This is a genomic window from Streptomyces sp. 2131.1, from assembly GCF_900105515.1.
GTDB classification, from domain to species: domain Bacteria; phylum Actinomycetota; class Actinomycetes; order Streptomycetales; family Streptomycetaceae; genus Streptomyces; species Streptomyces drozdowiczii.
In genome coordinates this window covers 2,014,151-2,038,453 of the sequence record NZ_FNSY01000001.1, presented here as the reverse complement: position 1 = coordinate 2,038,453, position 24,303 = coordinate 2,014,151, and the positions used below count along the sequence as shown (strand labels likewise).

The following is a 24,303-nucleotide window of genomic DNA, read 5'->3' as shown; positions in this document are numbered from 1 at the left end:
GTGGGTATCGGCGACATCATCAGCGACCTCACGCCGGACTCGGTCGAGGACGCGGTCGAGGACGGTCTCGAGTGGGCCGGTGACCGCGTCGAGGACGTGGGGAACTGGACCGCCGACCGGCTGGACGACGTCGGCTGGGAGTCCGGCGCGGACTGGGTGCGTGAGCAGTCCCGTTCGGTCGCCAACCGGCTGGGCGCCGAGGTCGACGAGATGGACCTCGGGCAGACCGAGGACAAGACCAAGCTGATCTACGGCAGCCCCAGCAAGATCGACGCCACGGTGGCGAAGCTCCGCGCGTTCCAGTCGGCCTTCGACGGCACCGGGGACGGGCTCAAGGGGCTGAACTCCGGTGAACTGAAGGGCAAGACCGCCGACGCCCTGCGCACCGCCGTGAGCACGCAGCCGCCGAAGTGGTACGCGGCAGCCGACGCCGCCACCAAGGCGCTGGGGGCGCTCGACTCGTTCGCGGACACCGTCACCTGGGCGCAGGGCCAGGCGCAGACCGCGATCGACAAGTGGAAGGAGGGCGTGAAGGCCTCCGAGGACGCCGCGGACGCCCACCGCAAGAAGGTGGACGATTACAACAGCGCCGTCGACCGCTACAACGCCCAGCCGTCCGACAAGCGCGACCCGTCCTCGCTGCCGCCGAAGCCCGCGTCCACGTTCACCGACCCCGGCAAGAAGCTGATGCAGGAAGCGCAGGACCTCCTCGCCGAGGCCCGCAAACAGCGCAACACCGCGGCGGAGACCGCCCGCACGGCGGTGCAGGCCGCCCGCGACATGGCGCCGAAGAAGCCCTCGTACGCCGAGCAGGTACGGGACGGGTTCGAGGAGTCCCAGGTCATGGGCATGCACCTGGACGGCGGGATCATCAAGGCATCGGCGGGCATCGTCAACTTCGTGCGCGGCATCAACCCGATGGACCCGTACAACCTGACGCACCCGGCCGAGTACCTGACCTCGCTCAACAGCCTGGCCGCCGGGCTGGTGGTCGCCGCGAACGACCCGGTCGGCACCGGCACCCAGATGGTCAAGGACTTCATGAAGGACCCGGCCGAGGGCGTCGGCCGGCTGATCCCCGACCTCGTGCTGACCGTCGCCACGGGAGGCGGCGGCGCCGCGGTGAAGGGCGCCCGTGTCGCGGAGGAGGTCTCCGACATCGCCCGGCTGCGGCGGCTGGCGGACGACGCCCCGGAGGGCACCCACACCCGTCCCGACGGCCGACGCGTCACCGATGGCACCGACCCGGTGGACCTCGCCTCGGGCCGGATGTTCCTGCCGCAGACCGACGTCGCGATACCCGGCATCCTGCCGTTGCTGTTCACCCGCCGCACCGAGTCCGGCCTGACCTCCGGCCGCTTCATGGGGCTCTCCTGGACCTCCACCGTCGACGAGCGCCTGCAGGTCGACTCCATCGGCGTCGTCCACGTCACCGCCGAGGGCCTCCTGATCCGCTACCCGCACCCGGTGCCCGGCGCGCCCGTCCGGCCCGAGTCGGGGCGGGCCCGCACGCTGCTCGCCCGCGACGCGAACGGCGACTACACGGTCACCGACCCCGACAGCGGCCTGGTCCTCGACTTCGACGGCCCGCGCGGCGCGGAGGCCGGCGGCGACGGCGTGGCCTGGCTCGCCGACCTCACCGACCGCAACGGCCACCGGATCACCGTCGAACGCGACGAGGACGGCCTGCCGCTGGCCCTGGTCCACTCCGCGGGCCGGCGGCTCGGCCTGACCACCGCCGACGGCCGGATCACCGCACTGTCCCTGACCGGCGCGGGCGAGGACGGCGCGGACCTGCTCCTGATGAGCTACGGCTACGAGGACGGCGACCTCACCACCGTCACCAAGCCGTCCGGCGCCACGACCACCTTCGTCTACGACGACCGCCGCCGCGTCATCGCCTGGATCGACTCCAACGACAGCCGCTACGACTACGTCTACGACGACCAGGACCGGGTCGTCGCGGAGGGCGGCGAGGCCGGGCACGTACAGATCACCCTCGCCTACACCGACCCGGACCCCGAGACCGGCCACCACACCACCACGCTCACCACCGCCGACGGCCACACCACCCGTCACCTCTTCGGCCCCGGCTGCCTCTGCCTCGCCGTCACCGACCCGCTCGGACACACCACCCGGTTCACCCACGACCCGCACGGCAACCTGCACTCCCGCACCGACCCGCTGGGCCTCCGCACCGCCTTCGCGTACGACGAGGACGACCGGCTCGTCGCCACCACCGCCCCCGACGGCGGCGAACTGCGCACCGTGCGCGACCCGTCCGGCCTGCCCGTGGAGGTCATCGGCCCGGACGGCAACCGCGTGCTCCAGGAGTTCGACGAACGCGGCAACCGCACCGCGGTCACCGACCCCGCCGGGGCCACCACCCGCTGCACCTACGACACCGCCGGCCGCCTCACCTCGGTCACCGACGCCCTCGGCGCCACCACCCACGTCGAGTGCGACGCCGCCGGCCTGACCGTGCGGGTCACCGGCCCCGGTGGCGCCGTCACCCGCACCGAGCGGGACGCCCTCGGCCGCCCCGTCCGCATCACCGACCCGGCCGGCGGTGTCACCCGCCTGGAGTGGCACCCCGACGGCAACCTCGCCCGGCGCACCGCCCCCGACGGGGCCACCGAGTCGTGGACGTACGACGGCGAGGGCAACGCGCTCACGCACACCGACGCGTCGGGCGGCGTCTCCCGCTTCGAGTACACCCACTTCGACCTCCTCGCCGCCCGCACCGGACCGGACGGAGCCCGCTACGAGTTCGAGCACGACCGCGCGCTCCGCCTCACCCGCGTCACCAACCCGCAGGGGATGGGCTGGAGTTACGCGTACGACGCGGCAGGCACCATCACGTCCGAGACCGACTTCGACGGCCGCACCCTCACATACGAGACGGACGCGGCGGGCAGGCTCACCGCCCGCACCGACGCCCTCGGCGGAACGATCACTTTCGAACGCGACGCGCTCGGCCAGATCCTCCGCAAGGACGTCGACGGCCGGGTGACGGCGTACGCCTACGACCGGGCGGGGCGCCTGCTCGAAGCCGTGGGCCCGGAGAGCGAGATCCGCTACCAGTACGACCGCTCGGGCAGGACCAAGACGGAACTGGTGGACGGCCGTCCAGTCTCCTACGCGTACGACGCGCTGGGCCGCCGTACCAGGCGCGTCACGCCCACTGGCCACGTGACCTCCTATACGTACGGTCCCGACGGCCGCGCCCACAGCCTCACCAGCGGCGGCCACCGCATCGGCTTCACCCACGACGACGCCGGGCGCGAACTCACCCGCGCCTACGACGACGCGCTGACCATGACCTCCGCCTGGGACGAGGCCGGACGCCTCACCGCCCAGCACATCGACGCCGGGACCCGGGCCGTCAACAGCCGCGCCTACACCTACCGCGCCGACGGCCACCTCATATCCGTCGCCGACCGGAAGTCCGGCACCCGCACCTTCGACCTCGACGCGGCGGGCCGCGTCACCGCCGTCCACGCCCAGAACTGGACCGAGCGCTACGCCTACGACGACGCCGGCAACCAGACCTCCGCCACCTGGCCCTCCGCCCACCCCGGCACCGAGGCCACCGGCTCCCGCGCCTACACCGGCACCACCCTCACCCGCGCCGGAGACGTCCGTTTCGAGTACGACGCGCTGGGCCGGGTCACTGTGCGCCGCAAGACCCGGCTCTCCCGCAAGCCGGACGCCTGGCACTACACCTGGGACACGGAGAACCGCCTCACCTCCGTCACCACCCCCGACGGCACCCGCTGGCGCTACCGCTACGACCCGCTCGGCCGCCGCATCGCCAAGCAACGCCTGACCGCCGGCGGGGACGTGGCCGAGGAGACCCGGTTCACCTGGGACGGGCTCACCCTCTGCGAGCAGACCACCCACCAGCCCGACGCCCCGAACACGGTCGCCCTCAGCTGGGACCATCGCGGCCCGGCCCCGCTGTCCCAGACCGAACGCATCCTCACGGCCGACGACCGCCAGACGGAGATCGACCGCCGCTTCTTCGCCATCGCCACCGACCTCGTCGGCACCCCCACCGAACTCATCGACGAGACCGGCCGCACCGCCTGGCGCGCCCGCGCCACCCTCTGGGGCACCACCGCCTGGTCACGCACCAGCACCACGTACACCCCCCTCCGCTTCCCCGGCCAGTACTACGACCCGGAATCCGGCCTCCACTACAACGTCTTCCGCCACTACGACCCCGAAACCGGCCGCTACCTCACTCCGGATCCGCTCGGTCTCGATCCCGCGCCCAACCCGTCCGTCTACGTCCATAATCCGCACACCTGGACGGACCCGCTCGGCCTTTCTCCGTATAAGGGGGAGGGGAGCCCGGGAAAGGCGGAGGTCGACCCCCGAAAGCTCGATTACCTGTTCAACAAGGACATCAAGCCGAACACGCACAACTCGCCGAGGGCGCTCCAGAACGAACTGCAACTGAACCGGATCGGAATACCGGACACTCCGGCGATGCGGGAGTACGTCACAGGTCACCTGAGCGATGCCGCCCAGCAGCCGTTCGGGCGCACGTTCAGCAAGGAGTGGCCCGGCGGCAGCGGAGAGTTCGGTGTGACCGAATCCGTCCTATACGGTCCCCACGGAGCCCTTGGTGTCGAGAGCACCTGGGAGATCCTGCCGGACGGCGGACAGAGGCTGTCCACCGTCATCTTCCGTGGCAGCGGACCGAATGTGAGCATTCACGGCGAGCTGAGTCACTGGCCGAAGTACGTTGGAAAGTGAAGAAGACATGTACCGAGAGTTCTTGACTCCAGACGACGAAGAGGTCTACGAGGCCACCGGCGAATGGCCGGACGTGGACGAGAGCGGCGCGCGGGTTCTCACCCTGCACGATGACGCGGGGCAGTCGGTCGTCTTCTCCTACGACGCGGCGGGGAGATCGGTGAGGATCCGCTGGGTGAACGATCAGGGTGTCGCGATGCTGGACGTCTTCCGTGAAGGCGCGACGCGTCTCTCCTTCACCTCGGGGAATTCGGCCAAGGGCATTTCCGTCGACTTCCACACGGGCGAGTGCGCGGGCACCCTGGAGATTCAGGTGACGCCTCGAATTTCGGTGAGCGACCGTCTGTTGTTCCAATAAGGAGCCGCATGGCAGGACGCGAAGGTGCGGTCCCCGGTCGGCAGCGTCCTGATGACCCGCGACTGCTCCGGGAAGCGGCTGTTGGCCTGCTGCGCTTCGGACCCGGCCGGGACGCGTCCGCCGACGAGCTCAAGGAAACCGTCGGGTGAGCGGAAAGGCCCCGACAGCGCTGCGAGAAGCGGACGCGCTGGTCAGGGCCCAACCGGTCAGCACTCGATGATGTTCACCGCGAGCCCGCCGCGCGCCGTCTCCTTGTACTTGACGGACATGTCCGCGCCGGTCTCCTTCATGGTCTTGATGACCTTGTCGAGGGAGACCTTGTGGCTGCCGTCGCCGCGCAGCGCCATCTTCGCCGCGGTGACGGCCTTGACCGCGGCCATGCCGTTGCGCTCGATGCACGGGATCTGGACGAGGCCGCCGACCGGGTCGCAGGTCAGGCCCAGGTTGTGCTCCATGCCGATCTCGGCGGCGTTCTCCACCTGCTCGGCGCTGCCGCCCAGGACCTCGGCGAGGGCGCCGGCGGCCATGGAGCAGGCGGAGCCGACCTCGCCCTGGCAGCCGACCTCGGCGCCGGAGATGGAGGCGTTCTCCTTGAACAGCATGCCGATCGCGCCGGCGGCCAGCAGGAAGCGGACGATGCCGTCCTCCTTCTCGGCCTCCGTGCAGCCGCCCGCGGCGAAGTTCATCCAGTAGTGCAGGACGGCCGGGATGATGCCGGCCGCGCCGTTGGTGGGGGCGGTGACCACGCGGCCGCCCGCCGCGTTCTCCTCGTTGACCGCCATCGCGTAGAGGGTGATCCACTCCATGGCGTGCGCCTGCGGATCGCCCTCCGCGCGCAGCTGGCGGGCGGTCTTGGCGGCGCGGCGGTGGACCTTGAGGCCGCCGGGCAGGATGCCCTCGCGGGACATGCCGCGCGAGACGCACGCCTGCATGGCGCGCCAGATGTCGAGGAGACCGGAGCGGATCTCGTCCTCGGTGCGCCAGGCGCGCTCGTTCTCCAGCATCAGCGAGGAGATCGACAGACCGGTCTCGCGGGCGAGGCGCAGCAGCTCGTCGCCGGTGCGGAAGGGGTACTTCAGGACCGTGTCGTCGAGCACGATCCGGTCCTGGCCCACGGCGTCCTCGTCCACGACGAAGCCGCCGCCGACCGAGTAGTACGTCTTCTCCAGGAGCGGGGCGCCCTCGGCGTCGTACGCGAAGACGGTCATGCCGTTGGCGTGGTACGGGAGCGCCTTGCGGCGGTGCAGGACCAGCTGCTCGTCCGCGTCGAAGGGGATCTCGTGCATCCCGAGGAGGTTGATCCGGCCGGTGGAGCGGATCTCCTCGACCCGCTCGTCGGCCCTCTCGACGTCTACCGTGCGGGGGGACTCGCCCTCCAGGCCCAGCAGGACCGCCTTGGGGGTGCCGTGGCCGTGGCCGGTGGCGCCGAGGGAACCGTACAGCTCGGCCCTGACGGAGGCGGTGTGGGCGAGCAGGCCCTCGTTCTTCAGGCGGCGCGCGAACATGCGGGCCGCGCGCATGGGGCCGACCGTATGGGAGCTGGACGGGCCGATGCCGATCGAGAACAGGTCGAAGACCGAGATGGCCACGGGGGACTCCTAAGGGGTTGGTAGACGCCGTTGTCTGCCGGGTGGTGCGGTACGGGCGGGACGGCCCGGAATGCAAGAGACAAAGCGGAAGGGACAAGAGGCGGGGCACCGCGCTCACTGTTCAGTGTGCGCGGTGCCCCTCCCGGAGACGCAAATGCGCCGGTCCGGCTACTTCAGGCCGGGGTACAGCGGGAACTTCTCGGCCAGCTTCGCGACCCGGGCCTTCAGGTCGTCCGCGTCGTAGGCCGGCTTGAGGGCCGAGGCGATGATCTCGGCGACCTCGGTGAAGTCCTCGGCGCCGAAGCCGCGGGTGGCCAGGGCCGGGGTGCCGATCCGGAGGCCGGAGGTGACCATCGGCGGGCGCGGGTCGTTGGGGATGGCGTTCCGGTTGACCGTGATGCCGACCTCGTGGAGCCGGTCCTCGGCCTGCTGGCCGTCCAGCTCGGAGTTGCGCAGGTCCACCAGGACCAGGTGCACGTCCGTGCCGCCGGAGAGGACGGAGACGCCGACCTCGGTGACGTCCGGCTGCACCAGGCGCTCGGCCAGGATACGGGCGCCTTCCAGGGTGCGCTGCTGGCGCTCCTTGAACTCCTCGCCCGCCGCGACCTTGAACGAGACCGCCTTGGCCGCGATCACGTGCTCCAGCGGGCCGCCCTGCTGACCCGGGAAGACCGCCGAGTTGATCTTCTTGGCGAGCTCCTGGGTGGAGAGGATCACACCGCCGCGCGGACCGCCGAGGGTCTTGTGCGTGGTGGTGGTGACGACGTGGGCGTGCGGCACCGGGTTGGGGTGCAGGCCCGCGGCGACCAGACCGGCGAAGTGCGCCATGTCGACCATCAGGTACGCGCCGACCTCGTCCGCGATGCGGCGGAAGGCGGCGAAGTCCAGCTGGCGCGGGTACGCGGACCAGCCGGCGACGATCAGCTGCGGCTTGGACTCCTTGGCCAGGCGCTCAACCTCGGCCATGTCCACGACACCGGTGTCGTCCACGTGGTACGGGACCACGTTGTAGAGCTTGCCGGAGAAGTTGATCTTCATGCCGTGGGTCAGGTGACCGCCGTGCGCCAGGTTCAGGCCCATGATCGTGTCGCCGGGCTTCAGCAGCGCGAACATCGCGGCGGCGTTGGCCTGCGCACCGGAGTGCGGCTGGACGTTCGCGGCCTCGGCGCCGAAGAGCGCCTTGATCCGGTCGATCGCGATCTGCTCGACCACGTCGACGTGCTCGCAGCCGCCGTAGTAGCGGCGGCCGGGGTAGCCCTCGGCGTACTTGTTGGTCAGGACGGAGCCCTGCGCCTCCATGACGGCGACGGGAGCGAAGTTCTCCGAGGCGATCATTTCGAGCGTGGACTGCTGACGCAGGAGCTCGGCGTCGACGGCGGCGGCGACATCCGGGTCCAGCTCGTGGAGGGAGGAGTTGAGAAGCGACATCAGGTGGTCCCTTGGGGTCTTTAGTTGCCGGAGAACTCGGAGTACTCGTCGGCGGAGAGCAGGTCCTTCGGCTCCTCCGCGACGCGCACCTTGAACAGCCAGCCGCCCTCGAACGGGGCGGAGTTCACCAGCGACGGATCGTCGACGACGTCCTGGTTGGAGGCCGTGACCTCGCCGGTGACCGGCGAGTACAGGTCGCTGACCGACTTGGTCGACTCCAGCTCGCCGCAGGTCTCGCCCGCGGTCACCGTGTCACCGACCGCGGGGAGCTGGGCGTAGACGACGTCACCGAGCGCGTTGGCCGCGTGCTCCGTGATGCCGACCGTGGACACGCCGTCCTCGGCGGCCGACAGCCACTCGTGCTCCTTGCTGTACCGCAGCTGCTGGGGGTTGCTCATGACCTGAATTCTCCTGTACGCGGGGGAGTGCTGATGAACGGTGGTCTTACGGTGTGAGACGGGACTGCGTCACGTCGCGCGGGGCCCTGCGCCCCACGGTGCTACTTCCGGCGCTTGTAGAAGGGGAGCGCCACGACCTCGTACGGCTCGTGGGTGCCCCGGATGTCGACCCCGACACCCGCGGTGCCCGGCTCGGCGTGCGCCGCGTCGACGTACGCCATGGCGATCGGCTTCCCCAGCGTCGGGGAGGGGGCCCCGGAGGTGACCTCGCCGATGACCTGGCCGTCGGCGACGACCGGGAATCCGGCGCGCGGCACCCGGCGGCCCTCGGCGACCAGGCCGACGAGCTTGCGGGGCGGGGCGGTCTCGGCGCGCTCGGCGGCGGCCTCCAGCGCCTTGCGGCCCACGAAGTCGCCGTCCTTCTCGAACTTCACGACCCGGCCGAGCCCGGCGTCGAACGGGGTCAGCGAGGTGGTCAGCTCGTGCCCGTACAGCGGCATGCCCGCCTCCAGGCGCAGCGTGTCGCGGCAGGAGAGGCCGCACGGGATCAGGCCGTGCGCGGCGCCCGCTTCGGTGAGCGCCTTCCACAACTGCTCGGCGTGGCCGGGTGCGACGAACAGCTCGAAGCCGTCCTCGCCGGTGTAGCCGGTACGGGCGATCAGCGCGGGCACCCCGGCGACGACCCCGGGCAGCCCGGCGTAGTACTTCAGGCCGTCCAGGTCGGCGTCGGTCACGGCCGCGAGGATCGCCGGGGACTCGGGGCCCTGCACGGCGAGCAGCGCGTACGCGTCGCGGTCGTCGCGGACCTCGGCGTCGAAGCCGGCGGCGCGCTCGGTGATCGTGTCCAGGACCAGCTGGGCGTTGCCGGCGTTGGCGACGACCATGTACTCCGTGTCCTGGAGGCGGTACACGATCAGGTCGTCCAGGATGCCGCCGTCCTCGGCGCAGATCATCGTGTAGCGGGCCCGGCCCGTCGAGACGGTGCCGATGTTGCCGACCAGCGCGTGGTTCAGCACGTCCACGGCCTGGGGGCCGGTGACCGTGATCTCACCCATGTGCGAGAGGTCGAAGAGGCCGGCCTTCGTGCGTACGGCGTTGTGCTCGTCGCGCTCGCTGGCGTAGCGCAGCGGCATGTCCCAGCCCGCGAAGTCGGTCATGGTCGCGCCGAGCGATCGGTGCAGGGCATCGAGGGCGGTGAGACGGGGGGTGGTGCTCATGAGCGGGGCTCCCAGGGCATGACGACGAGGACGATCCTCCCCATCTGTCATCGGAACCTGAGAGGTTCGCCGAGAGACCCCGCGGGGGTTCGGCTTGCACCTTGGGTGGAGTCGCCGGGCGACTCGCTTTTCAGATCTGCCTCATCCACGCGGTACGGGGCCTGAGAGATTCAAGGGAGGATCTTGCTCCTTCGGCGCCCGGCACGGTGACCGGGACTCTCCCGCGCGGATTCAAGCGGCCTGTATGCAGTTGGCGGGGTCATCATCGCACGCATTCCGGGGGAGTGGGGCGCCGGGACCTCCACCGGTCCGCGCTGGATTCCGGCGGGTCGGACGCTTGTGTCGCATTACCTTTTCTTTACACTTCGGGGGTAGGTACCGGTCGGCACGCGTCGGCCGTACGGCCAGGGGGAGGCGATGACGTTGCGTTACGCGACGACCGCGGGGCCCGCGCAGGGCGCGCTGCCCGCGCAGCCGGGTTCACCGGCCCGCCGGGCGGCGGGCACCTGCGCGCCCGTCGTCCGGGACCTGCGCGGCCGGGCCGGGCGCGGACCGCGCACGCTGCGGTTCGCCGCCGGGGACGTCGTGGTGGTCTCCGGACTGCCCGGCAGCGGCAAGTCCACCCTGATCGCCCGCGCCGCCCCGGCGTACGCCGTCGACTCCCAGGACACCCGGGACCGCTGGGCCCGCAGGCTGCCCCGCTTACTCCCCTACCTCCTCTACCGGCCGCTCGTCCGCCTCGCCCACTACTGGGGGCTGCGCCGGGTGCTGCGCTCCGGCGCCCCCGTGGTGGTGCACGACTGCGGAACGCAGAGCTGGGTCCGCGCCCGGCTCGCCCGCCACGCCCGCCGCCGAGGCAGGCGCCTGCACCTCGTCCTGCTCGACGTGTCCGCGCAGACCGCGCGCGCGGGCCAGCGCGACCGGGGCCGGGGCGTCTCCGCGTACGCCTTCGCCCGGCACCGCAGAGCCGTGAGCCGGCTGCTGAAGGACACCGAGGCCGGTCTGCTGCCGCGCGGCTGCGACTCGGCGGTGCTGCTGGACCGCGAGGCGGCCGCTTCGCTCGCGCGGATCACGTTCGCGGACGCACAGACCCGGGGCTGAAAGACGGACCGTCCAAGGACCGGACAGTAGCCGGGGAGGGGCGCTTTCAGGACAGCCCCGGGGAGTGGCGTACGGGCGAACAGGCCGTACCCTCTTGCTGCACGGCAACGGGGCGAGAGGGAAGCAGTGGACATTCCGGCACAGGCCGGGAGCCAGCCGCAGGGCGGATGGCCGGCCAACGAACTCGAAGAGGTGCTGGGCGCCTCGCTGGGCGTCCCGGAGGCGGGCGGCCGCCTGCTGGAGGTGCTCGGCCGCAGTCACGTCTGGGTGCCCCTGCCCGGCGGAGGCGCGCCGGACTCCCCGGACCTCGACCTGCCCACGCTGGAGATCGAGGGCGCCGCGTACGTCCCCGTCTTCAGCTCCGAGCACCAGTTCCTCACCTGCGTCGGCGCCCACATGTCCTTCACGGTCGCCCCCGCCCGGGAGTTCGCCCGCGGCCTGCCCCCGCAGCTCGGCATCGCCGTGAACCCGGGCGGCGCCGTCGGCATGCCGCTGCCCCCGCCCGCCGTCGCCGAGCTGTGCCGGGCCGGGCGCACCCCGCTCGACGGCCCGGCCACCGGGGGCCGCGTCCGGCTGTACGAGCCGGACTGGAAGGAGGAGCCCGTCGACTTCCTGGCCGCCGCCGCCGGCGAGTTCGAGGAGAGCGGCGTCGTCCTCACCGCCCGCAGGGCCCTCGCCAGCATCGAGGGCGGCGACCCCGTCCTCTTCGTCGGCGTCGAGTTCTCCACCTGGGACGGCGCCGGACAGAGCGCCCCCATGGACGCCCTGGGGCGGGCGCTGGGCCGCGTCCAGGTGCCCTGGCCGGTCAACCTCGTGCTGCTCGACGTGGCGCAGGACCCGGTCGCCGACTGGATGCGCGAGCGGGTGCGGCCCTTCTACACGCGCGCCGGGGCCTTCCCGGCATGACGGGCCCGGCCGTGCCGTCAAGCCGGTGACAGTACGGCCGCATAAGCTGGTTTGATGGCTGAAGGCCGTTGCCCGGTGGCCGGAACAGAGGATCTACGAGGGGCGGGACCCAGGGTGAGTGCGTCAGGCACCGCGGCGGCCGGTCAGGTCGAGCACATGCTGCGCCAGGTCACGCCCGGGCGCTACGACGCGTACGAGGCGCTGCTCCAGGCCCTGGCCTCCGGCCGGGTCCGGATGCTCCTGTGGCACGGCCGCCCCGGCGCCCCCGACGCCCAGTACGGCAACATGGAGGTCGACGGCCTCGGCTACGCCCCGTGCGTCACCTCCCCCCAGGAGCTGGCCGCCAGCGGCTGGAGCCGGGACCACGAGGTGGTCGCCGGCATCGACATCGCCCGAGCCCTCTACCCCGACCGCTGGGGTCTCTGGCTGAACCCGCACGCCCAGGGCGGCGGCGTCGGCATCCCCTGGCTGGACCTGCGCCGCATCGCGACCGGTCTCGACCGGATGCCCGCCGGGCCGCTGCGCATCAGCGAACCCGCCGTCGAGATCCCGCAGTTCTACGCCCAGCTCGCGCAGAACGCCCACCACACCCCCGCGATCCGCTCGCTGCGCCGCGCCTGGGTCCAGCCCGCGCTCGGCGCCCCGTACCTCGCCGTCGGCCTCGACCTGTACGACACGAGCGGGCCGTCCGTCGACGCGGTGCGGGCCATGATGCGCCAGTCCGTGGGTGCCGTCCCCGAGGGGCTGCCGGTCTCCACGGTCGCGATGTCCGACGAGTACGACCCGGTCGCGATGTGGCTGCGCGCCAACTCCCGGCCCTTCTACGACCGCGAGGCGCACGCCGCCCCCGGTTACGGCTACCCCCAGGCCGGCCCCGCCCCGCACGCGTACTGAGGACGCGTCAGCGGCCGTACGGTCTGGACCTATTCGTCACCCGCTCCATGCTGTTGCGCGGAACATCCGTTATTGCTGATAAGTGACCGAGAGGTCCGCTTGTTGAGCACGACTGTCCGGATATCGGAAGCATTCTGACGTCATCACGTTTGAGCAAACATTCCCCGCCAGGTCTGGCGGGGGGTCGCGAACTGACTGAAGACTCCACGCAGCAGGTGCGCCCATGCCCTTTGTTGCCCACTCCCGACCGGGGCACGCTCGGGGCCGCGCACCATCGCACGATTCAGGTAACGAAGAAGCCGCTACCGCGGCGGTCACGGGCCGGCCACCGCCGGCCGAGAGGGGTCTCCAGCGCAATGACGGCACCTATCGAGACCACCGGGGCGGATACACGGCCCGAAGCGGTGCTGGAAGGCGCGGGTCGTAAGGAGATCGAGGGCCGTTCGCTCGGCCGCATCGCCTGGACCCGCTTCAAGCGGGACAAGGCCGCCATGGCCGGTGGCATCGTTGTCGTACTGCTGATCCTCACCGCGGTGCTGTCCAAGCCGCTTCAGTCGCTCCTGGGGCTCGACCCCAACGCGTTCAACCAGAGCCTGGTCGACCCCATCATGCTGGCGCCCAAGGGCGATTTCGGCGGGATGAGCTGGGACCACCCGCTCGGTGTCGAACCGCAGACCGGCCGCGACATCCTCGCCCGCATCCTCGAAGGCTCCTGGGTCTCGCTCGTCGTCGCCGTCGGCTCCACCCTGCTGTCCGTCGCCATCGGCGTCGTCATGGGCGTCGTCGCTGGGTTCTACGGCGGCTGGGTGGACAGCTTCATCAGCCGGCTGATGGACACCTTCCTCGCCTTCCCGCTGCTGCTCTTCGCGATCTCCATCTCCGCCTCCCTCCAGGGCAACGCCTTCGGGATGGAAGGGCTCACGCTGCGCATCGCGGTCCTGATCTTCGTGATCGGCTTCTTCAGCTGGCCCTACATCGGCCGCATCGTCCGGGCGCAGACCCTGTCGCTCCGTGAGCGCGAGTTCGTCGAGGCCGCCCGGTCGCTGGGCGCCCGCGGCCCGTTCATCCTCTTCCGAGAGCTGCTGCCCAACCTCGTCGCGCCGATCCTCGTGTACGCGACGCTGCTGATCCCCACGAACATCCTCTTCGAGGCGGCCCTGTCCTTCCTGGGCGTCGGCATCGCCCCGCCGCAGGCGTCCTGGGGCGGCATGCTCACGCAGGCGGTCGACCTCTACGAGGTGGACCCGATGTTCATGGTCATCCCCGGCATGGCGATCTTCATCACCGTGCTGGCCTTCAACCTGCTGGGGGACGGGCTGCGTGACGCACTCGACCCTCGTGGCAAGTAAACGCGGCAGTGCCGCACAGCACTAGCGAGGGGGCTTTCCTCAGCATGCAGAACAGAAAGACAACGGCGCTCGTCGCCGTCGCGATCGCGGTGTCGCTCAGCGCCACGGCGTGCAGCAAGGACTCGGACGGCGGCAGCGGCAAGGGCGCCGGCAACGCCAAGGCCGACGCGGGCCTGACGAGCATCGTCAACGCCTCCGACAAGAAGGGCGGGACGGTCACCTACGAGCACACCAGTGGCCCGGACTCCCTCGACCCCGGCAACACGTACTACGGCTGGGTGCAGAACTTCGCCCGCCTGTACGCCCGTTCGCTGGTGACCTTCAAGCCGGCCGCCGGCAAGGAGAGCCTGGAGGTCGTCCCCGACCTCGCTACCGGCCTCGGCAAGGCCAGCGCGGACGCCAAGACCTGGACGTACACGCTCCGCAAGGGCGTGAAGTTCGAGGACGGCTCCGAGATCACCTCGCAGGACGTGAAGTACGCCATCGAGCGCTCCAACTTCGCGCCGGAGGCCCTGTCCAACGGCCCGACGTACTTCAAGGCGTACCTGGACGGCGGAGACAAGTACAAGGGTCCGTACAAGGACAAGTCCGCCGAGGGCCTCAAGTCCATCGAGACCCCGGACAAGTACACGATCGTCTTCCACCTGAACAAGCCGTTCGCGGACATGGACTACCTGGCCGCGTTCTCGCAGACCGCGCCGATCCAGCAGAAGGCCGACACGGGCGCCAGCTACGTCCAGAAGATGGTCTCCTCCGGTCCGTACAAGTTCTCGGCGTACGACGAGAGCAAGGGCGCGACCCTGGTCCGCAACCCGCAGTGGGACCCCAAAACGGACCCGATCCGCAAGGCGCTGCCGGACAAGATCCAGCTGAAGTTCAACGTCAACCCCACCACGGTCGACGAGCACCTCCTCAACGACGAGACCACCGCGGACATCGCGGGCACGGGCCTTCAGTCCAAGACCCAGCCCAAGGTCCTGCGCAAGGCGGCGGAGAAGGCGAAGACGGACAACCCGTACGCCGGCGCCCTGCAGTACCTCGCGCTGAACGTCAACGTGAAGCCGTTCGACAACGTCGAGTGCCGCAAGGCCGTCCAGTACGCCGTCGACAAGCAGAGCATGGTCGACTCGATCGGCGGCTCGGTCAAGGGCGACCCGGCCAGCACGGTCATCCCGCCGACCGTCGCCGGCTACAAGAAGTTCGACCTGTACCCGAGCGAGGGCAGCAAGGGCGACACGGCCAAGGCCAAGGAGCACCTGGCCAAGTGCGGTCACCCGGACGGCTTCAAGACCACGCTGACCGCGCGTTCCGACCGTCCCGACGAGGTCACCGCCGCCACGCAGCTCCAGAACAGCCTGAAGGCAATCGGCGTCACCGCCGAGATCAAGCAGTTCCCCGCGGACAAGTACTTCACCGACTTCGCCGGTGTCCCGAACTGGGTCCACAAGAACGGCGCGGGCATGATGATGATGGCCTGGGGCGCCGACTGGCCGACGGGCTTCGGCTTCCTCGACCAGATCGTCAACGGCTCGGCCATCAAGCCCTCCGGCGGCACGAACCTGATGGAGCTGAACGACAAGGGGATCAACAACCTCCTCGTCAAGGGCATCGGCACCGTCGACACCGCTGAGCGCAACGCCACGTGGGGCGAGGTCGACCAGAAGGTCATGGAGAACGCCTCGGTCGTTCCCCTCTTCTACCGCAAGAACCTGCTCTACCGCCCGGACTCTGCGGCGAACGTCACCGTCACCGACGCGTACCTCGGCATGTACGACTACGTGCTCATGACGTCCACCAAGTAACACCTGTTCATCAAAAGCATCCCCTGAAAGGCAGGTGAAGGCGCCGGGCCGGCGGGCGAACCCCGCCCGCTCGCCCGGCGCCGCACGGCTGTGGCTGCGTACATCATCCGACGCGTATTCGCCGCGGTGTTGCTGCTGCTGGTGGTCAGCGCAGTCACGTTCGCGATCTTCTTCCTGGTGCCCCGCCTCGGCGGGCAGACCCTCGACTCCATGGCCGCCCAGTACGTGGGGAAGAGCCCCGACCCCGACGTCATCGCCGCGGTCAAGAAGAACCTGGGGCTCGACCAGCCCCTCTACCTTCAGTACTGGCACTTCATCAAGGGCATCGTCGTCGGCGCCGAGTACCAGTTCGGCCCCGACCCGGTCACCTGCAACGCCCCCTGCTTCGGCTACTCGTTCAAGACCCACACCGAGATCTGGCCCCAGCTCGTCGACCGCATCCCGGTCACGCTGTCGCTGGCCGTCGGTGCCGCCGTCATCTGGGTCGTCTCCGGTGTCGCGATCGGCGTCATCTCCGCCCTGAAGCGGGGCTCCTTCTTCGACCGCATCTCCATGGGCGTCGCCCTCGCCGGTGTCTCGCTGCCGATGTTCTTCACCGGTCTCGTGGTTCTGGCGCTCTTCGGGAACGGTGAGTACGTCCCCTTCACCGAGGACCCGGTGGCCTGGGCCGGCAGCCTGGTCCTGCCCTGGTGCACCCTCGCGCTGCTGTACTCCGCGCTCTACGCCCGGCTCACCAGGGCCGGAATGCTGGAGACCATGGGCGAGGACTACATCAGGACCGCGCGGGCCAAGGGCCTCCAGGAACGCAAGGTGGTCGTCAAGCACGGGCTGCGCTCCGCGCTCACCCCGCTGGTCACCATCTTCGGCATGGACTTTGCGCTGCTGCTCGGCGGCGCGGTCATCACCGAACGCGTCTTCTCCTTCCAGGGCCTGGGCGCCTTCGCCATCCAGGGCGTGACCACCGCCGACCTGCCCAAGGTGATGGGCGTGACCCTGGTCGCCGCCTTCTTCATCGTCATCTGCAACCTGCTGGTGGACCTCGTGTACGCCGCGATCGACCCCCGGGTGAGGCTCTCATGAGCGACGCAATCAGCAAGGCTTCCCCGGCGGCGGACAGCGTCCCGGCGCCCCGGTCCGGCGACGACCGCCCCTTCCTCTCCGTACGCGACCTCACCGTCCACTTCGACACCGACGACGGCCTCGTCAAGTCCGTGGACGGCGTCAGCTTCGACCTGGAGGCGGGCAAGACCCTCGGCATCGTCGGCGAGTCCGGCTCCGGCAAGTCCGTGACCTCGCTGGGCATCATGGGCCTGCACACCTCGGAGCGGGCCCGGATCGGTGGCGAGATCTGGCTTGACGGCGAGGAGCTCATCGGCTCGGGAGCCGAGCGCGTACGCAGGCTGCGCGGCCAGAAGATGGCCATGATCTTCCAGGACCCGCTCTCCGCGCTGCACCCGTACTACACGATCGGCGCGCAGATCGTGGAGGCCCACCGGGTCCACAACAAGGTCGACAAGAAGACCGCCAAGAAGCGCGCCATCGAGATGCTCGACCGGGTCGGCATCCCCGAGCCGCACCGCCGCTACGAGGACTACCCGCACCAGTTCTCCGGCGGCATGCGCCAGCGTGCGATGATAGCGATGGCCCTGGTCAACAACCCGCAGCTGCTCATCGCCGACGAGCCGACGACCGCCCTCGACGTCACCGTCCAGGCGCAGATCCTCGACCTGATCCGCGATCTGCAGAAGGAGTTCGGCTCCGCGGTCGTCATGATCACCCATGACCTCGGCGTCGTCGCCGAGATCGCGGACAGCCTGCTGGTGATGTACGCGGGACGCTGCGTCGAGCGCGGCAGCGCCGAGCAGGTCTTCTACGAGCCCCAGCACCCCTACACCTGGGGCCTGCTCGGCTCGATGCCCCGCATCGACCGGGAGCAGACCGACCGGCTCGTCCCGGTCAAGGGCTCGCCGCCCAGCCTCATCAACGTCCCCTCGGGCTGCGCCTTCCACCCGCGCTGCCCGTACGCCGACGTGCCGCCCGACAACATCACCCGCACCGAGCGTCCGGAGCTGCGACAGGTCGGCGACGGGCACTTCTCCGCGTGCCACATGTCGCCCGAGCAGCGCGACCGGATCTGGACCGAAGAGATTGCGCCGAAGCTGTGACTGAGCTGAACAAGAAGACTCCCGCGCCCGCCGCGGCCGGGTCGGACGGGTCCGGCCCCGAGCCGCTCCTCAAGGTCGACGGCCTGGTCAAGCACTTCCCGATCACCAAGGGCGTGCTCAAGCGCAAGGTCGGCGCGGTCCAGGCCGTGGACGGGCTCACCTTCGACGTGCGCCCCGGGGAGACCCTGGGCGTCGTGGGCGAGTCGGGCTGCGGCAAGTCGACCATGGGCCGGCTGGTGACCCGGCTGCTGGAACCGACCGGCGGCAAGGTCGAGTTCCAGGGCCGCGACATTACGCACCTGTCCGCCGGGCGGCTGCGGCCGATGCGCCGCGACATCCAGATGATCTTCCAGGACCCGTACGGCTCGCTGAACCCGCGCCACACGGTCGGCGGGATCGTCTCCACCCCCTTCCGGCTCCAAGGCGTCAAGCCCGAGGGCGGCGTGAAGGCGGAGGTCCAGCGGCTGCTGGAGCTGGTCGGCCTCAACCCCGAGCACTACAACCGCTACCCGCACGAGTTCTCCGGCGGCCAGCGCCAGCGCATCGGCATCGCCCGCGCGCTCGCTCTGAAACCGAAGCTGGTTGTCGCGGACGAGCCGGTCTCGGCGCTGGACGTGTCGATCCAGGCGCAGGTGGTGAACCTGCTGGACGACCTCCAGGACGAGCTCGGCCTCACGTACATGATCATCGCGCACGACCTGTCGGTGATCCGCCACGTCTCGGACCGGATCGCGGTCATGTACCTCGGAAAGATCGTCGAGCTCGCAGACCGCAAGTCGCTGTACGAGGCGCCGATGCACCCGTACACCAAGGCGCTGATGTCCGCGGTGCCGGTGCCGGACCCGCGTCGGCGCGGTGCCAAGAGCGACCGCATCCTGCTCAAGGGCGACGTCCCGTCGCCGATCTCGCCGCCCGCCGGCTGCCGGTTCCACACCCGGTGCTGGAAGGCGACGGAGATCTGCGGGACGACCGAGCCGCCGCTGCTCCAGCTGAAGACCGGTCACCAGGTGGCCTGCCACCACCCGGAGAACGCGCCGGACCAGGCGCCGGGGGAGCAGGTCCTGGCGGGGGCGCGGGAGGCGGTCGAGCTGGTGACGGTGACGAAGGCGGAGCCGTCCGATCCCGCCGAGGTTCCGGAGTCCGCCAAGGCCCCGGAGCCCGAAGAGGCCACCGACGCCCCGGATGCGGCCCCGGACAGCACGAAGGAGTAGTACGGGCACAATTGCCCGGTGCTCAACGAACTGTTCACGCCCTCCGTCCAGCATGCGCTCGACATCGTCGGGATCTTCGTCTTCGCGATCTCGGGCGCCCTGCTCGCCGTACGCAAGAACTTCGATGTCTTCGGCATCGCGGTGCTCGCCGAGGTGACCGCGCTGGGCGGAGGGCTCTTCCGTGACCTGGTCATCGGCGCGGTGCCGCCGGCCGCCTTCACGGACCTGGGGTACTTCACGACCCCGCTGCTCGCCGCCGTCCTGGTCTTCTTCCTGCACCCGCACGTGGAGCGCATCCAGGTCGGGGTCAACGTCTTCGACGCCGCCGGGCTCGGGCTCTTCTGCGTCACCGGCACGGTCAAGGCGTACGACTACGGCCTCGGCCTCACCTCGTCGGCGGCGCTCGGCCTGGCCACGGCGGTCGGCGGCGGTGTGCTGCGGGACGTCCTGGCCAACGAGGTGCCCTCGCTGCTGCGCTGGGACCGGGACCTGTACGCGGTGCCCGCCATCGTCGGGGCCACCATGATCGTGCTCTGCATCCGCTTCGACGCGCTGAACGCCCTGACCAGCGGCGCGGCCGTGATCGCCGCGTTCGTCCTGCGCATCCTCGCGCTCCGCTTCCACTGGCGTGCCCCGCGCGCCTACAACCGGCGCTCGGCGCGGGCGGACGAGGGGTGACCGACTCCGTACGGCAAAAAGCTACCGCTCAGTAATACAATCGGTGTACGGTGCGTCCATGGCACAGGCAACCATCGGGGACAGCGAGTTCGACCGGGACACCGCCGTCACCCCGCGCGAAGAGGGCGTCTACGACGCGGAGCTCTCGGCCGGCTGGACGATCATCCACGCGGTCAACGGCGGCTACCTGCTGGCGATGCTCGGCCGCGCGCTGGGCGAGGCCCTTCCGCACGGCGACCCGTTCACCGTCTCCGCGCACTACCTGACCGCGTCCGTGCCCGGCCCCGCGGTGATCCGCACCGAGACCGTCCGCACCGGCCGCACCCTCTCCACCGGTCAGGCGTCCCTCTTCCAGTACGCCGAGGACGGCACCGAGGTCGAGCGCATCCGCGTCCTCGCCACCTACGGCGAACTGGACGCGCTGAGCGACGACGTCCGCACCTCCGCCAAGCCGCCGGCCATCCCGCCCCGCGAGCACTGCCTGGGCCCGAGCGACGGACCGGCGCCGATCCCCGGCAGCTCCGCCATCACCGGGCGGCTGGACATCAAGCTGGACCCGGCGACCATCGGCTGGGCCATCGGGCAGCCGTCCGGCAAGGGCGAGATGCGCGGCTGGTTCGGGCTCGCCGACGGCCGCGACCCCGACCCGTTCTCCCTGCTGCTCACCGTGGACGCGTTGCCGCCCACGTCGTTCGAGCTGGGGCTCAAGGGCTGGACGCCGACCATCGAGCTGACCACCCACATCCGCTGCCGCCCGGCCCCGGGCCCGCTCCGCGTCTCCATCACCACCCGCAACCTGGCGGGCGGCTTCCTGGAGGAGGACGCGGACGTCTGGGACAGCGCCGACCGCCTGGTCGCCCAGTCCCGCCAGCTGGCCCGCGCCCCGCGCGGCTGACGCAGCCCTTTCCTCTTCCCCGGGCGCTTTTTCCCCTTCCTCGGGCGCCCCTTTTTCCTCCCTCAGGTGCCCTGTGCCGGCTCGTCGAGCCAGTGCAGGGCGCCGAGTGCGATCAGCCGCAGCCTGCGACGGGCGACCCGGGCCACCTGCCCGTCGCCCGCCGGGCCCGCGTCCAGCAGGGCCGACGCGGTGATCACCATGTGGTCCACATAGAGCCCGCCCAGCATCAGCAGGTCCTCCCCGGCCCAGCCCTCCGACTCCGGCTCCGTCGCGAGAGCCGCCGCCACCTCCTCGGCGAACAGTCGCAGCTGCGCCGCGATGGCGTCGCGGACGGGTCCGACCCCGCCGTGCTGCTCCCGCGCGATGAAGCGGAAGTGGGCGGGCTGCTCCCGTACATGACGCCGTATCAGTTCCACGCTGCGGTCCAGCCGGACCTCGCTGTCGCCCGTCTCGGCGAGTATCGCGCCGATCATGCCGTGCAGGCTGCCCAGGGTCTGTTCGACCAGGGCGACCCCGAGCGCCGGGACGCTCTCGAAGTGCCGGTAGAAGGCAGTGGGCGTGATGCCGGTCGCCCGGGTCACCTCGCGCAGCCCCAGGCTGCTCAGGCTCTGCTCCTCCAGCAGCCCGAGGGCGGCATCCAGCAGAGCCTGGCGCGTTCTCAGCTTCTGGTTCTGGCGGATGCCGACGGTGTGACTCATGCCATTCAGTAAACAACTGTTCTCTGGGGTGGGGAAGGGCCGTGCGGGTTTAGACTCGTAAGTCAGTGAACACTCGTACTCTCAAGGGTCCATCCGCACACGGAAAGGCTGAACGAAACATGATCGTCCTCGTCGCCGCCCTGCTCCTGCTGGGGATCGTGCTGGGAGCGGTGGCCCAGATCCCTCTTCCGCTGTCACTCGTCCTCGGTGGCCTCATCGGCTGCTGGCTGCTGGTCTTCGCCGTACGCGAGCGCACGCGCCGCTCGCACTGAACCCGCAGCCCACCGCGACCGCCTCGTACCCGAAGGAGTCAGCATCATGACGCGCACCGCGTACGCCCACCGCACCGAACCCGGGACGACGCACGAGCCGGAAACCACCCATGAGCCCGAGGCGGCGCACGAGCCCGAGGCCGAGCGGTCCGCTCCCGCCGGACGCCGCACCCGCCGGGACGCCGACGGGCTCGCCGTCGCGTCCTTCGTGCTGGGGCTCGTCGGCCTGCTGGTGATGAACATCCTGCTCGGCCCGGCGGCCATCGTCATGGCGCTCGTCGCCCTGGCCCGCTCCACCACCCGGCGCGGCCGCGCCTGGCTCGGCCTCGCGCTGGGCGTCGCGGACCTGGTGGTCCTCGCCTTCCTCGTCACCGGAAGCGGCGTCGTCGCCTGGGACTTCGGCGGCTGACCGGCCCGCCGTGCGCAGTGCGCCGACCCCGGGACCCCATGCGCCCGGCGTACGCCCAGGGGCCTGTCGTCTGGATCATGCCGGGCTCGCGGGCTCCGGCACCGCACCTCGCGGCGTTGTCGTCAATCACCAACGCTCCTTCCCCCCAAGTTCTCGGCTGCGCTCGAACAGGGGAGACCCCATCTGCCTCGATCCTCCGCCTCGCGATGCACGGCACCGGAGCCCGCTCCCTGATCCGGCCTGATCCAGACGACAGGCCCGAGCCGAAGGCTCGTAGAATCGAGCCCACCATGGCTTACCTCGACCACGCCGCGACCACGCCGATGCTTCCCGAGGCGATCGCGGCGATGACCGCGCAGCTCGCCGTCACGGGCAACGCGTCCTCACTCCACGCCGCCGGGCGCCGGGCCCGCCGAACCGTCGAGGAGTCCCGGGAGACCCTCGCCGACGCCCTCGGCGCCCGCCCCAGCGAGGTGGTCTTCACCTCCGGCGGCACCGAGGCGGACAACCTCGCGGTGAAGGGCCTGTACTGGGCCCGCCGCGACGCCGACCCCCGCCGCACCCGGGTCCTGGCCAGCCCCGTCGAGCACCACGCGGTCCTCGACGCCGTCGACTGGCTCGCCGCCCACGAGGGCGCGAACGTCGAATACCTCCCCGTCGACCGCTACGGGCGCGTCCACCCCGAGGCGCTGCGCGAGGCGGTCCTGCGCGATCCCGGCGACGTCGCGCTGATCACCGTGATGTGGGCCAACAACGAGATCGGCACCGTCTTCCCGGTACGCGAACTGGCCGGGGTCGCCCGCGAGTTCGAGATCCCGATGCACGCCGACGCGGTCCAGGCGTTCGGGCAGCTCGACGTGGACTTCGGCGCGTCCGGGCTGGCCGCGATGACCGTCAGCGCGCACAAGATCGGCGGCCCGACCGGTGTCGGCGCGCTGCTGCTCGGCCGCGAGTACACCCCGGTGCCCGTGCTGCACGGCGGCGGGCAGGAGCGCCACGTCCGCTCCGGCACCCTGGACGTGCCGGGCATCGCCTCGTTCGCCGTCGCCGGGCGGTTCGCCGCGGACCGGCGCGAGGACTTCGCCCGGGAGACCGGCGCCCTGCGCGACCAGCTTGCCGACGCCGTCCTGGCCCAGGTCCCCGACGCCCTGCTCGGCGGCGACCCGGCCCCCGGCGGACGGCTGCCTGCCAACGCGCACTTCACCTTCCCCGGCTGCGAGGGCGACTCGCTCCTGCTGCTGCTGGACGCCCAGGGCATCGAGTGCTCCACCGGCTCCGCCTGCACCGCCGGGATCGCCCAGCCCAGCCACGTCCTGCTCGCCACCGGCACCGACCCGGACCTGGCCCGGGGCACCCTGCGCTTCTCGCTCGGCCACACCTCCACCAAGCAGGACGTCGAGGACGTGGCCCGCGCGATCGGCCCGGCGGTGGAGCGGGCGAGGTCGGCGGGGCTCAGCTAGCGCGTTTCCCGGAAGTGACCGCGCGCCGGACCAGCTCCATGTAGCGCTCCCAGTCCCAGCCGCGGCCCGGGTCCGTGTGGTCGGCGCCCGGCACCTCCACGTGCCCGATGATGTGCTCCCGGTCCACCGGGATGCCGTACCGCCCGCATATCGCCGCGGTGAGCTTCGCCGAGGCCCCGTACATCGCGGCGGTGAAGTCCTGCGGGCGCTCCACGAAGCCCTCGTGCTCGATGCCCACGCTGCGCTCGTTGTAGGAGCGGTTGCCCGCGTGGAACGCGACGTCCAGCTCACGGATCATCTGCGTCACGTGTCCGTCCTTGCGCACCACGTAGTGGGCCGCCGCCCGGTGCCCGGGGTCCTGGAAGGCACGGACCGCGCTGTCGAAGCTGCCCTGGGTGACATGGATGACCACCCGGTCGATGTCGTAGTCGTCGGGGCGGTCCGCCCGCCGCCAGTTCGCGTCGGAGGCCGCCACCCACCGCGCACGCGCGTAGTCCACCGCGCCCGGCGTGCGCGGCTTCTCCACGCCCGGCATCCGCCACCAGGCGCGCTTCAGCCGGTTCCGCGCCAGCGCCGCCGTGCCCACGGCCGTGACGGCACCGCCGATCAGCACCGAGCGCCGGCTGATCCCGGTCCCGGTGCCCGCCCCGGCCGTCCCCTTGCTCCCCATGTGACGGACAACGCTTATCCGCGAGCTTTCGGTTCCCGG

22 protein-coding genes and 1 riboswitch are annotated in these 24,303 nt (G+C 70.8%); of the genes, 16 read left to right on the top strand and 6 right to left on the bottom strand.

The window, feature by feature from the left end:
- The 3 genes from BLW14_RS35615 to BLW14_RS34445 are packed head-to-tail and all read left to right on the top strand — an operon-like array spanning position 1 to position 5,271.
- Positions 1-4,764, top strand: coding sequence for a putative T7SS-secreted protein (locus BLW14_RS35615; RefSeq protein ID WP_093706018.1), 4,764 nt, complete (start codon positions 1-3; stop codon positions 4,762-4,764).
- Between the two features lie 22 nt (positions 4,765-4,786).
- Positions 4,787-5,122, top strand: coding sequence for a hypothetical protein (locus BLW14_RS08910; RefSeq protein ID WP_256332718.1), 336 nt, complete (start codon positions 4,787-4,789; stop codon positions 5,120-5,122).
- 8 nt (positions 5,123-5,130) lie between these two features.
- Entirely contained in the window at positions 5,131-5,271 is a 141-nt protein-coding gene (locus BLW14_RS34445; RefSeq protein WP_177153844.1) for a hypothetical protein, read from the top strand.
- 57 nt (positions 5,272-5,328) lie between these two features.
- Here BLW14_RS34445 and BLW14_RS08905 read toward each other — a convergent pair whose 3' ends face one another.
- The 4 genes from BLW14_RS08905 to gcvT all read right to left on the bottom strand — a co-directional run bounded on the left by BLW14_RS08905 (position 5,329) and on the right by gcvT (position 9,754).
- Positions 5,329-6,711 carry an L-serine ammonia-lyase gene (locus tag BLW14_RS08905; protein ID WP_093706014.1) on the bottom strand — a complete coding sequence of 461 codons (1,383 nt, stop codon included), beginning with the start codon at positions 6,709-6,711 and terminating at the stop codon, positions 5,329-5,331.
- A 168-nt stretch (positions 6,712-6,879) separates the two neighbouring features.
- The gene (gene glyA, locus BLW14_RS08900; RefSeq protein ID WP_093706012.1) at positions 6,880-8,139 is read right to left on the bottom strand and encodes a serine hydroxymethyltransferase; all 1,260 of its coding nucleotides are present in this window, start codon (positions 8,137-8,139) and stop codon (positions 6,880-6,882) included.
- A 20-nt stretch (positions 8,140-8,159) separates the two neighbouring features.
- A complete protein-coding gene (gene gcvH / locus BLW14_RS08895; RefSeq protein WP_093706010.1) occupies positions 8,160-8,537 on the bottom strand; it encodes a glycine cleavage system protein GcvH in 378 nt (125 codons plus the stop codon).
- Between the two features lie 101 nt (positions 8,538-8,638).
- Complete coding sequence (gene gcvT, locus BLW14_RS08890; RefSeq protein WP_093706008.1) at positions 8,639-9,754, bottom strand: glycine cleavage system aminomethyltransferase GcvT; 1,116 nt, start codon at positions 9,752-9,754, stop codon at positions 8,639-8,641.
- 140 nt (positions 9,755-9,894) lie between these two features.
- Positions 9,895-9,988, bottom strand: a riboswitch (glycine riboswitch).
- Between the two features lie 183 nt (positions 9,989-10,171).
- Here gcvT and BLW14_RS08885 point away from each other — a divergent pair.
- From BLW14_RS08885 to BLW14_RS08840, 10 genes are all read left to right on the top strand, one after another.
- The gene (locus BLW14_RS08885; protein WP_093706006.1) at positions 10,172-10,855 is read left to right on the top strand and encodes an AAA family ATPase; all 684 of its coding nucleotides are present in this window, start codon (positions 10,172-10,174) and stop codon (positions 10,853-10,855) included.
- Between the two features lie 126 nt (positions 10,856-10,981).
- The gene (locus BLW14_RS08880) at positions 10,982-11,761 is read left to right on the top strand and encodes an enhanced serine sensitivity protein SseB (RefSeq protein WP_093706004.1); all 780 of its coding nucleotides are present in this window, start codon (positions 10,982-10,984) and stop codon (positions 11,759-11,761) included.
- 114 nt (positions 11,762-11,875) lie between these two features.
- On the top strand, positions 11,876-12,655 hold the full coding sequence (locus BLW14_RS08875) for an enhanced serine sensitivity protein SseB C-terminal domain-containing protein (RefSeq protein WP_093706003.1): 780 nt from the start codon (positions 11,876-11,878) through the stop codon (positions 12,653-12,655).
- Positions 12,656-13,011: 356 nt separating this feature from the next.
- Positions 13,012-14,004, top strand: coding sequence for an ABC transporter permease (locus tag BLW14_RS08870; RefSeq protein WP_026242499.1), 993 nt, complete (start codon positions 13,012-13,014; stop codon positions 14,002-14,004).
- 44 nt (positions 14,005-14,048) lie between these two features.
- Positions 14,049-15,806, top strand: coding sequence for an ABC transporter substrate-binding protein (locus tag BLW14_RS08865; RefSeq protein ID WP_093706001.1), 1,758 nt, complete (start codon positions 14,049-14,051; stop codon positions 15,804-15,806).
- Positions 15,807-15,896: 90 nt separating this feature from the next.
- A complete protein-coding gene (locus BLW14_RS08860) occupies positions 15,897-16,886 on the top strand; it encodes an ABC transporter permease (RefSeq protein WP_093705999.1) in 990 nt (329 codons plus the stop codon).
- The gene (locus BLW14_RS08855) at positions 16,883-17,971 is read left to right on the top strand and encodes an ABC transporter ATP-binding protein (RefSeq protein WP_093705997.1); all 1,089 of its coding nucleotides are present in this window, start codon (positions 16,883-16,885) and stop codon (positions 17,969-17,971) included. The genes BLW14_RS08860 and BLW14_RS08855 overlap by 4 nt, the downstream gene beginning before the upstream one ends.
- Entirely contained in the window at positions 17,968-19,182 is a 1,215-nt protein-coding gene (locus BLW14_RS08850; RefSeq protein WP_093705995.1) for an ABC transporter ATP-binding protein, read from the top strand. Before BLW14_RS08855 ends, BLW14_RS08850 begins: the two co-directional genes overlap by 4 nt.
- A gap of 18 nt (positions 19,183-19,200) precedes the next feature.
- A complete protein-coding gene (locus BLW14_RS08845; RefSeq protein WP_093705993.1) occupies positions 19,201-19,860 on the top strand; it encodes a trimeric intracellular cation channel family protein in 660 nt (219 codons plus the stop codon).
- A 58-nt stretch (positions 19,861-19,918) separates the two neighbouring features.
- Positions 19,919-20,755, top strand: a complete 837-nt coding sequence (locus BLW14_RS08840; RefSeq protein ID WP_093705991.1) for a thioesterase family protein — start codon at positions 19,919-19,921, stop codon at positions 20,753-20,755.
- Positions 20,756-20,817: 62 nt separating this feature from the next.
- Here the strand turns inward: BLW14_RS08840 and BLW14_RS08835 are convergent, their stop codons facing one another.
- Positions 20,818-21,453 carry a TetR family transcriptional regulator gene (locus BLW14_RS08835; protein ID WP_093705989.1) on the bottom strand — a complete coding sequence of 212 codons (636 nt, stop codon included), beginning with the start codon at positions 21,451-21,453 and terminating at the stop codon, positions 20,818-20,820.
- Positions 21,454-21,572: 119 nt separating this feature from the next.
- On the opposite strand from BLW14_RS08835, the gene BLW14_RS34440 reads away from it, so the two are divergent.
- From BLW14_RS34440 to BLW14_RS08820, 3 genes are all read left to right on the top strand, one after another.
- The gene (locus tag BLW14_RS34440; RefSeq protein ID WP_018521257.1) at positions 21,573-21,725 is read left to right on the top strand and encodes a hypothetical protein; all 153 of its coding nucleotides are present in this window, start codon (positions 21,573-21,575) and stop codon (positions 21,723-21,725) included.
- A 46-nt stretch (positions 21,726-21,771) separates the two neighbouring features.
- Entirely contained in the window at positions 21,772-22,134 is a 363-nt protein-coding gene (locus tag BLW14_RS08825; protein WP_093705987.1) for a DUF4190 domain-containing protein, read from the top strand.
- Between the two features lie 290 nt (positions 22,135-22,424).
- Positions 22,425-23,594: a cysteine desulfurase family protein gene (locus BLW14_RS08820; protein WP_093705985.1), complete on the top strand. Its 1,170-nt coding sequence runs from the start codon at positions 22,425-22,427 to the stop codon at positions 23,592-23,594.
- Here BLW14_RS08820 and BLW14_RS08815 read toward each other — a convergent pair.
- On the bottom strand, positions 23,587-24,264 hold the full coding sequence (locus tag BLW14_RS08815) for an N-acetylmuramoyl-L-alanine amidase (protein WP_093705983.1): 678 nt from the start codon (positions 24,262-24,264) through the stop codon (positions 23,587-23,589). The genes BLW14_RS08820 and BLW14_RS08815 overlap by 8 nt on opposite strands.
- Between the last annotated feature and the right edge of the window lie 39 nt (positions 24,265-24,303).

Excerpts from the sequence above, each read along its gene's own strand:
- BLW14_RS34440 (WP_018521257.1), top strand. The coding sequence starts at position 21,573 with ATGATCGTCCTCGTCGCCGCCCTGCTCCTGCTGGGGATCGTGCTGGGA.
- BLW14_RS08835 (WP_093705989.1), bottom strand. The coding sequence starts at position 21,453 with ATGAGTCACACCGTCGGCATCCGCCAGAACCAGAAGCTGAGAACGCGC.
- BLW14_RS08815 (WP_093705983.1), bottom strand. The coding sequence starts at position 24,264 with ATGGGGAGCAAGGGGACGGCCGGGGCGGGCACCGGGACCGGGATCAGC.
- gcvT (WP_093706008.1), bottom strand. The coding sequence starts at position 9,754 with ATGAGCACCACCCCCCGTCTCACCGCCCTCGATGCCCTGCACCGATCG.
- BLW14_RS08825 (WP_093705987.1), top strand. The coding sequence starts at position 21,772 with ATGACGCGCACCGCGTACGCCCACCGCACCGAACCCGGGACGACGCAC.
- gcvH (WP_093706010.1), bottom strand. The coding sequence starts at position 8,537 with ATGAGCAACCCCCAGCAGCTGCGGTACAGCAAGGAGCACGAGTGGCTG.
- BLW14_RS34445 (WP_177153844.1), top strand. The coding sequence starts at position 5,131 with ATGGCAGGACGCGAAGGTGCGGTCCCCGGTCGGCAGCGTCCTGATGAC.
- BLW14_RS08820 (WP_093705985.1), top strand. The coding sequence starts at position 22,425 with ATGGCTTACCTCGACCACGCCGCGACCACGCCGATGCTTCCCGAGGCG.
- glyA (WP_093706012.1), bottom strand. The coding sequence starts at position 8,139 with ATGTCGCTTCTCAACTCCTCCCTCCACGAGCTGGACCCGGATGTCGCC.
- BLW14_RS08885 (WP_093706006.1), top strand. The coding sequence starts at position 10,172 with ATGACGTTGCGTTACGCGACGACCGCGGGGCCCGCGCAGGGCGCGCTG.
- BLW14_RS08855 (WP_093705997.1), top strand. The coding sequence starts at position 16,883 with ATGAGCGACGCAATCAGCAAGGCTTCCCCGGCGGCGGACAGCGTCCCG.
- BLW14_RS08840 (WP_093705991.1), top strand. The coding sequence starts at position 19,919 with ATGGCACAGGCAACCATCGGGGACAGCGAGTTCGACCGGGACACCGCC.
- BLW14_RS08865 (WP_093706001.1), top strand. The coding sequence starts at position 14,049 with ATGCAGAACAGAAAGACAACGGCGCTCGTCGCCGTCGCGATCGCGGTG.
- BLW14_RS08870 (WP_026242499.1), top strand. The coding sequence starts at position 13,012 with ATGACGGCACCTATCGAGACCACCGGGGCGGATACACGGCCCGAAGCG.